At 69.4% G+C, this 8,493-nt stretch carries 7 protein-coding genes; all 7 read left to right on the forward strand.

What is annotated here, in order from left to right:
• Nucleotides 1–350 precede the first annotated feature (350 nt).
• Nucleotides 351–1,187, forward strand: a complete 837-nt coding sequence (locus B8460_RS04350) for an ABC transporter ATP-binding protein (RefSeq protein ID WP_241771109.1) — start codon at nucleotides 351–353, stop codon at nucleotides 1,185–1,187.
• Nucleotides 1,174–1,881 (forward strand): ABC transporter ATP-binding protein, encoded by a 708-nt coding sequence (locus B8460_RS04355; RefSeq protein WP_048860352.1) that lies wholly within the window; start codon nucleotides 1,174–1,176, stop codon nucleotides 1,879–1,881. The genes B8460_RS04350 and B8460_RS04355 overlap by 14 nt, the downstream gene beginning before the upstream one ends.
• Before the next feature lie 3 nt (nucleotides 1,882–1,884).
• Nucleotides 1,885–2,754, forward strand: a complete 870-nt coding sequence (locus B8460_RS04360) for a branched-chain amino acid ABC transporter permease (protein ID WP_048860353.1) — start codon at nucleotides 1,885–1,887, stop codon at nucleotides 2,752–2,754.
• Nucleotides 2,755–2,758: 4 nt separating this feature from the next.
• Nucleotides 2,759–3,745 (forward strand): branched-chain amino acid ABC transporter permease, encoded by a 987-nt coding sequence (locus tag B8460_RS04365; RefSeq protein WP_199445540.1) that lies wholly within the window; start codon nucleotides 2,759–2,761, stop codon nucleotides 3,743–3,745.
• 65 nt (nucleotides 3,746–3,810) lie between these two features.
• Complete coding sequence (locus B8460_RS04370) at nucleotides 3,811–5,025, forward strand: ABC transporter substrate-binding protein (RefSeq protein ID WP_052945124.1); 1,215 nt, start codon at nucleotides 3,811–3,813, stop codon at nucleotides 5,023–5,025.
• Between the two features lie 181 nt (nucleotides 5,026–5,206).
• Nucleotides 5,207–6,025 carry a hypothetical protein gene (locus tag B8460_RS04375; protein WP_048860356.1) on the forward strand — a complete coding sequence of 273 codons (819 nt, stop codon included), beginning with the start codon at nucleotides 5,207–5,209 and terminating at the stop codon, nucleotides 6,023–6,025.
• 17 nt (nucleotides 6,026–6,042) lie between these two features.
• On the forward strand, nucleotides 6,043–8,493 hold a 2,451-nt coding region (locus tag B8460_RS04380), incomplete at its 3' end, for a hypothetical protein (protein WP_048860357.1).

An 8,493-nucleotide genomic window follows, 5' to 3' on the forward strand; every position in this document is an offset into this window, starting at 1 on the left:
CGGGAAGCGTTGGACGGTCGCCGGCTCGATCCGCCCGACGACGAGGCCGCGGCTGTCCCCGGCGCCTCGTCGGTGCCCGATCGCCGCGGCTGACACGCGCGGGCGAGGTGGCGAGGCCGCCGCGCGCCGGCGCGCGACCTCAACGCGGGATTGCTTCGCGCGCGAACGTCCCTCGTGGTCGCGCATGGTCGCGGCCGTTGTCCCGCGCGCGACGCATGTCGCGGATTGCCGTTCGGTAATCCGTGTCAACCGTTTCTATTTGCAGCGCAGCATCGTGCCCGGCCATTGACTTGCTCAGCGTGGCAAGAGAGAGTCACGAAAAATAACGATACCGTAGCAGGGAGGCTTCGGTGGTTTCTCATGCCACGGACGTTGAGACGACGAAAAGGCCGCTGACCGACAAACCGCTGTTGCGCGTCGAGAGCGTCACCAAGCGATTTGGCGGCGTCGTTGCGCTGTCCGACGTGTCGTTCGATGTGCTGCCGGGACAAATCTGCGGCCTGATCGGTCCGAACGGGTCGGGCAAGACGACGCTGTTCAACTGCATCAGCGGCATCTACCGGCCGGAGAGCGGCGGCATATACGTCGACGGCACCCAGGTCGTGGGGACCAAGCGGCATCGCATGGCCGCGCTCGGCATCGGGCGCACGTTCCAGAACCTCGCTTTGTTCCGGTCGATGACGGTGCGGCAGAACGTGCTGGTCGGTGCGCATCATCTCGGCCACTCCGGCTTCGTCGCCAACGCGCTGCGCCTGCCGTCGGCCGGGCGCGACGACGCGCGGGCGACGGCGGATGCCGACGTACTGCTTGAGATGCTGGACCTGGCCCCGGTCGCCGACGTGCTAGTGGCCGCCCTGCCATTCGGCACGCAGAAGCGGGTGGAGCTGGCGCGGGCCCTGATCGGACGGCCGAAGCTGCTGTTGCTCGACGAGCCGGCGGGCGGTCTGAATCACGGCGAGGTTGAAGAGCTTGAACGGCTTTTCCTGGCGATCCGCGATCGTTTCTCGCTCGCGATCCTTCTGGTCGAGCATCACATGACCCTGGTGATGCGCGTCTCCGACAAGGTCGTCGCGCTGGAGTTCGGGGTGAAGATCGCCGAAGGCCGGCCGGCGGAGGTGCAGGCGGAGCCCGAGGTCATCCGCGCCTATCTCGGCGACACCGTCGAGCGTGCCCATGAAGCTGCTTGAGGTTGTCGGGCTGGAGGCCGGGTACGGACCGACCACGGTCCTGCGCGGCCTCGACTTCGAGGTGGCCGAGGGTGGCGTCACGACGCTGCTGGGCGCGAACGGCGCCGGCAAGACGACGACGCTGCGCGCGATCTGCGGCATGATACCGGTGCGCGGGCAGATCACGCTCGCCGGACAACGGATCGACGGGCGCGCGACCGAGGATATCGTGCGCGCCGGCATCGCCCATGTGCCGGACGGACGCGGCACGTTCATGGAGCTGACGGTCGAGGAGAACATGCGGCTTGGCGCCTATACGCGGCGCGACCGGCAGATACGGCCGGATTTCGAGCGGATGTTCGGCTATTTTCCCCGGCTGAAGCAGCGGTTCCGCCAGCAGGCCGGCACGCTGTCGGGCGGCGAGCAGCAGATGCTCGCGATCGCCCGCGCGCTGCTGTTGCGTCCGAAGCTGCTGCTGCTCGACGAGCCGTCCTTTGGTCTCGCGCCGCTGATCGTGCGCGAGATCTTCGAGATCATGCGACGCATCAACAGCGAGGACGGGGTGGGCATACTCGTGGTGGAACAGAACGCCAATCTCGCGCTGTCCTTCGCGGACCGGGCGTATCTGCTGGAGACCGGGCGCATCGTGCGCGCGGGGCCGGCGGACGAACTCGGCCGCGACGAGGCGATCCGCCGCGCGTATCTGGGTTACTGACGCATGGCGGGCTTACTCCACCAAATCCTGTCCGGGCTCGCGACCGGCGGCATCTATGCGTCCGTCGCGCTGGCGCTGGTGATGATCTACCAGGCGACGCATCACGTGAACTTCGCGCAGGGCGAGATGGCGACCTTCTCGACCTATCTCGCGCTGATGTTCATCAATCTCGGCCTGCCATACTGGGCGGCGTTCGTGGTCACGGTGGTGCTGTCCTTCGCCCTCGGCGTGGTGATCGAGCGTGTCCTGATGCGGCCGATGGCGAATGCCCCCGTGCTCGCGAGCGTGGGTGTCTTCATCGGCCTGTTGCTGATCTTCAACGCATCCACGGGCGCGATCTGGGATTACACGACCAAGGCGTTTCCCACGCCGTTCGGCGACCGGCCGCTGCTCGGCGGCTACATCTCCGGCCACGAACTCGGCTCCACGGCGGTGACGCTGGTCGTCCTGCTGCTGGTCTACGTGTTCTTCCGCTACACGCGGCTTGGCCTTGCGATGCGGGCGGCGGCCTATAATCCGGTCTCCTCGCGCCTCGTCGGCGTGCGGGTCGGGTGGATGCTGGCGCTGGGCTGGGGGCTCGCGGCGGCCATCGGGGCGGTCGCCGGGATGATGGTCGCGCCGATCGTGTTTCTCGATCCGAACATGATGGGCGGCATTCTGCTGTATGCATTCGCCGGCGCGCTGCTGGGGGGGATCACCAGCCCGCTCGGCGCGGTCATCGGCGGCTTTTCCGTGGGCGTGATCGAAAACCTGGCCGGCGCCTACATCGTCGGGACGGAGCTGAAGCTGTCGCTCGCGCTCGTCATCATCGTGGCGGTGCTGGTGATCCGGCCGTCCGGTCTGATGGGCCGGACCATCGTGGCGAGGGTATAAAACCGTGTCGGGAAACACCCTGGCGATGGCGCGCGCGGCGCGCGGGGCGGGACAGCCGGCCGGTTTGCTGCCGACGGCGGTGGTGCTGGCGGTGCTCGCGGCGCTGACATTCTTCCTCAGCGGCTACCAGCTTTTCCAGCTGACCACCGCGATCGCCTACGGCATCGCGATCCTCGGGCTGGTGATCCTGACCGGCTACACCGGGCAGATCTCGCTGGGACACGGCGCGTTCTACGCGATCGGTGCCTATGTCACCGCGATCCTGATGTCGGTGTACGACGTGCCCTACTGGGCCACGTTGCCGGTCTCGGCGGTGGTGTGCGCGATCTTTGGCCTGTTGCTCGGCTTTCCCGCCTTGCGCCTCGGCGGCCTGTATCTCGCCCTGACGACGTTCGGGCTCGCGGTCGCGCTGCCGCAGCTGCTGAAGCATCCGCTGCTGCAGGATTGGACGGGTGGCGTGCAGGGCATCGTCATCACCAAGCCCGATCCGCCCGCCTGGCTCAAGCTGACACCGGATCAATGGCTGTATCTCTTCTCCCTCGCGGTCGCGGCGGTGCTGTTCGTGCTCGCCCGCAACCTGCTGCGCGGGCGGATCGGCCGCGCGTTCATCGCCGTGCGCGACCATCCGCTGGCGGCGGAGGCGATGGGGATCGACATCGCCATGGTCAAGACCGGCGCGTTCGCGGTCAGCGCCCTGTATACCGGCATCGCCGGCTCGCTCGGGGCGATCGCGGTGCAGTTCGTGGCGCCCGACAGCTTCGGCGTGTTCCTGTCGATCGCGCTGTTCGTCGGCCTGGTGGTCGGCGGCGTTGGCACCATCGGCGGGGCGCTGTTCGGGGCGCTGTTCATCGTGTTCGTGCCGAACGTCGCCGCCGATATCAGCAAGGCGGCGCCGGACGCGGTGTATGGCGCGATCCTGATCGCGGTGATGTTCGTCATGCCCGCCGGTGTCGCCGGCACGCTGGGACGGTTGCTGGCACGCCGGTCCTGAAGAAGCTACCGCCGCGCGGAACCGGCCGGCGGACGTGCAACGGCTCGAATTGGGGAGGATTGCAGATGATCAAACGTCGTCCATTGCTGGGCGGTATGCTGGCGGCGGGCACGGTCGCGCTGTCCGGCGCGCGGGCCCGTGCGGCCACGCCGGGGGTGACCGCGACCGAGATCAAGATCGGCAATACCGAGGCCTATAGCGGGCCTGCCTCGGCCTACGGCATGATCGGCAAGACCGAGGCCGCGTTCTTCAAGATGGTCAACGACCAGGGCGGGGTAAACGGCCGGAAGATCAACTTCATCTCGTATGACGACGGCTATTCGCCGCCGCGCACCGTCGAACAGGTGCGCAAGCTGATCGAACAGGACGAGGTCGCCTGCCTGTTCAATGATCTCGGCACGCCGACCAACACCGCGGTCGAGAAATACGTCAACGCGAAGAAAGTCCCGCATCTCTTCCTGGCGACCGGCGCCAACAAGTGGGGCGACTACAAGCGCTATCCGTGGACCATCGGCTTCCAGCCCAGCTATCGGACCGAAGCCGAGATCTATGGCAAGCACATCACCGCCGCGACGCCGAAGGCCAAGGTTGGGATTCTTTATCAGAACGACGATTTCGGGAAGGACTACGTCAACGGGCTGAAGGACGCGTTCGGCGACAAGTATGACACGATGGTCATCAAGGCCGTGTCGTATGAATCCACCGACCCGACGGTGGACAGCCAGCTCGTCACCCTGCAATCGGCCGGTGTCGACGTGCTGGTCACCGCCGCCATCCCGAAATTCGCGGCGCAGGTGATCAAGAAGCTGGCGGACATGGCCTGGAAGCCGCAGCACTACCTCACCAACGTCTCCATCTCCGTCGGCGCCGTGCTGAAGCCCGCAGGGCTCAAGAACGCGGTCGGCATCATCACCGGCGCGTTCATCAAGGACAGCACCGACGCGCGCTGGGCCAACGATCCCGGCATGAAGGAATGGCGCGCCTTCATGGACAAGTACATGCCCGGCACCGACCAGACGGACGGGAATACGATCTATGGCTACGCCGCCGGGCAGACGATGCTGCAGGTCCTGCGCCAGTGCGGCAGCGACCTGTCGCGCGAGAACATCATGCGGCAGGCAACCAACATTCATGATTTCGTGCCGGCGACGCTGCTGCCGGGCGTAAAGGTCGCCACCAGCCCGACCAATTATCACCCGATCCGCCAGATGCAGCTCGCGAAGTGGAACGGCGCGCACTGGGAGAATTTCGGCGACGTCATCGAAGGGTCCGGCAGCTGACCGCCGCCTGACGGCCTGCCCTCCGCCCACCGCGCGCTCCGGCCTCCCGCCCGGGCGCGTGGCCGGCGGAGGCCACAGCCGCGGCGGATTAGGTGCGATGTCGATTTGAAGCGTGTATGCTCCCCCGCGCTTGGAGGCGGAAGGGAAGGGGCGGCGGGTGCGACGGACAAGCAGGCGGGCGGTGGCGTTCCTGGTGGCCATCGGCTTTGCGACGAGCTCCCTCTCCGGCTGCGCGGGGCAGGGCGCGGCCCAACTTCCGGTCGATCCGTCGGACCCGTGCGGGCAGGACCGCGCCGCCCTCGCGCAGTCGCGGACGTATTTCACCGACCAGATCGTGCAGGGGGCGGTGACCGGCGGGGCGATCGGCGCCATCGGCGGCGCGCTGATCGGTGCGGCGACCGGTGGCGGCCGCGGCGCGGCCATCGGCGCGCTGGCCGGCGGCGCCACGGGCGCGCTGGTGGGAGGGACCTCCGCCTATTACAATACGATGCAACAACGTTATCAGGATACCGCAACCCTCGCCCGCGGCATCAACGCGGACCTGCAGCGCGAGTCCGCCGAGATGGATCACGTCAACGCGTCCTTCGCCCGGCTGCGCGAATGCCGGTTCAGCGTGGCCCAGCGCATCAAATACCAGGTGCGAACGGGGCAGATGTCGCGCGACGCCGCGCTGTCGGCGCTCGCGTTCCAGCAGGGCATGTTCGCGCAGGAAATCCAGGTCGCCCGCAGCTATGGCGTGAACATGGCCAAGCGTGACGAACAGTTCGCGACGGCCGCCAACCAGCTGCAGCAACAGGGTGGCTATACGTCGCCATCCACCGGCAGCCACACGTATCACCATCACCACGCGGCGCCGACGCTGACGCAGCAGGTTGTCACCAACGCCACGGAATCGATCCCCGAAAAGCGCACGGCGTTCGTCGACTCGGTCGATCAGGCGGAGCGGCGGAGCAAGGTCGCCTTCAACCTCGACACCGCCGGCACCGGCGGGGCGAGCTGACCGGACGGAGACGCGACATGCGCCGCCGTGCTGCCCGCCTCGTCCTCGTCGCCGCCACGGCGGTACTGGCCGTGGCGGCGGTCGGCGTCCTGGCGCCCACCTTCGGTCCCCGCTTCATCCTCGGGCGGGTCAACGCCGGCGATCTGTCGCCCATCACGAGCCGCGGGCCCTTCCTGCGGGTCGAGACCGGGCGGCACGAGGCCGACATCAACGGCATCGCGCTCCTTGACGGAGGACGCACCGCCGTCACCGTCTCCGACGACAAGACGGCGCGCCTCTGGACGGCGGACGGGCTCGACCCGATCGATACGCTGCGTCCGCCGATCGGGCCGCAGGACCAGGGCGCGCTCTATGCCGTCGCGACGGCGGGCGACCTGATCGCCGTGGGCGGGCGGATCGGCACGCCCGACAACTACGCCGTCGCCCTGTTCCGCCACGTGCCGGGTGCGGCGCCGGCCGCGCCCGCGCGGGCAAGCGTCAACCCGGACGCACCGATGCCACGCCCCGGATCGCCCGACGGTTTGCCGGGCGCGCCTCCGGTCGTCCCCCCGGGCGCCCCGCCCGCCGTTCCGTCGCCGCGCGGGGCCGGGGCTGACCGGCCGCTCGGCACGATCACCGGCCTGCCGCATGAAATCAGCGCGCTGCGCTTCTCGCCCGGCGGACGGTTCCTCGCGGTGGGCATGCAGGACCGCGGGGGGGTGCGCCTGTTCGACATCCGCGCGCAGGCGGCGCTGCCGGGCGACACGGCCTATGGCGGCAGCGTGCGGGGCATCGACTTCGATCCCGCCGGCCGCTTCGCCGTCAGCGCCGATGACGGCCGCGTGCGGCTCTATGGCGCGGACGGTCGGCGCATCGCCGTGCTGGCGCTGCCGGCGGGCGCGCGGCCCTGGGGCGTCGCCTTTTCGCCGGACGGGCGGGTGCTGGCGGTCGGTGACCGCGTGCGCTCCGTGGTGTGGCTCATCGACGCCGGCACGTTCCGCCTCGCCCGCGTGCTGGAGGGTGCGGCCGGGCGCGTCGGCGGCTTCTTCACTGTCGCCTATGCGCCGGACGGGGCCTATGTCGTCGGCGCCGGCGCCTATAACGATCCCCGCACCCACCGCTACTTCGCGCGGTCATGGAGCGTCACCGGGCGCGGCGCGATCGAGCGCGACATCGCCGACAACATCGTGACCGGCCTCGCCCTCGTGCCGGGCGGCATGCTGTTCACCACCGACGAGCCGGCGGTGGGCCGCACCGATGCCGGCGGCACGGTGACCCTGCGACGCGCCGCGCTGCATATCGACTTCCGCAACGCGGGCCTCGGGTCGTTCCGCCTCTCGCCCGACGGCACCCGCATCGAACTGCCCGCGGCCCGCGCCGATGGGCGCCACATCATCTTCGACCTGCCGGGCCGCATCCTGACGCTCGCCGAGGCCGGGCCGGGCTTCAACCCGCCGCTGGTCAGCGTGCCCGGCCTGTCGGTCGCGGACTGGCCCGGCCTGCACGAGCCCCGCCTGTCCGGCCGGATGCTGCGGCTGGAGGATGCCGAGACGGTGCGCGCGGCGGCGATCGGCCCGGCCGAGGGCATGGTCGCGGTCGGCACCGACTATTTCGTCCGCCTCTACACCCCGCGCGGGCTCGCATGGCGACAGGTGGTGGACGCCCCCGCCTGGGCGGTGAACGTGACGGCCGACGGGCGCCGGGTGGTCGCCGGTCTCGGCGACGGCACCGTGCATTGGTACAACGCCGAGAGCGGGGCCGAGGAAGCGTCGCTGTTCATCGACCCGCAAACCGGCCGGTGGGTGCTGTGGACGCCCGAGGGGTTTTTCGATCACGACCATGCCGACGAGGGCACGCCGGACGGGCGGACGCTGATCGGCTACGTGCAGAACCGGCCCGACATGCGGGCCGCCGATTTCATCCAGATCGGCCAGCTGTATCCGTCCTTCTTCCGCCCCGATCTCGTGGCCCTGTCGTTCCGCGACACGCCGCAGGCCCGGTCCCTGGTCGCCGCGCAGCGCCTGCGCATCGGCGGCGTCGGCAGCGTATTGGCGCAGGGCTTGCCGCCGAGCCTGCAGGTGCTCGACATCTGCCCGCATGACCCGACGTCGCGCGCCAGCGGCTGTCCGGCGGCACCTGCGTCGGGGCAGGGGGGCGCGGGACCAGGCGTGCCCGCGACGCTGGAGACGACGTCGAGCCAGGTGTTGATCGATTACCGCCTGCAATCCCCGGGCGCCGTCGGCGGCGCGGTGCTGCGCCGCAATGCCGCGGTGATCGCCGCGCCCCGCTTCACGGTCGAGGATGAGGACCACAGCCGCACGCAGGAGGCGACGGTCACGCTCGGCATGGGCATGAACGTGCTGCGCCTCACGCCGGTCAGCCCGAGCGGCCAGGTCGAGGGGGCCGGCGAGCGCAGCATCGAACTGCGCATCGTCCGCCGCCCCCCGCCGGCGGGCGCCGCGCTCGCCTACCACGGGACCGTGCCCGTC

The organism is Acidisphaera rubrifaciens HS-AP3 (genome assembly GCF_000964365.1).
Lineage (GTDB): Bacteria > Pseudomonadota > Alphaproteobacteria > Acetobacterales > Acetobacteraceae > Acidisphaera > Acidisphaera rubrifaciens.

Bases quoted from the DNA above. Each gene is read 5' to 3' on its own strand.
- B8460_RS04355 (WP_048860352.1), top strand. From the start codon at position 1,174: ATGAAGCTGCTTGAGGTTGTCGGGCTGGAGGCCGGGTACGGACCGACC.
- B8460_RS04360 (WP_048860353.1), top strand. From the start codon at position 1,885: ATGGCGGGCTTACTCCACCAAATCCTGTCCGGGCTCGCGACCGGCGGC.
- B8460_RS04370 (WP_052945124.1), top strand. From the start codon at position 3,811: ATGATCAAACGTCGTCCATTGCTGGGCGGTATGCTGGCGGCGGGCACG.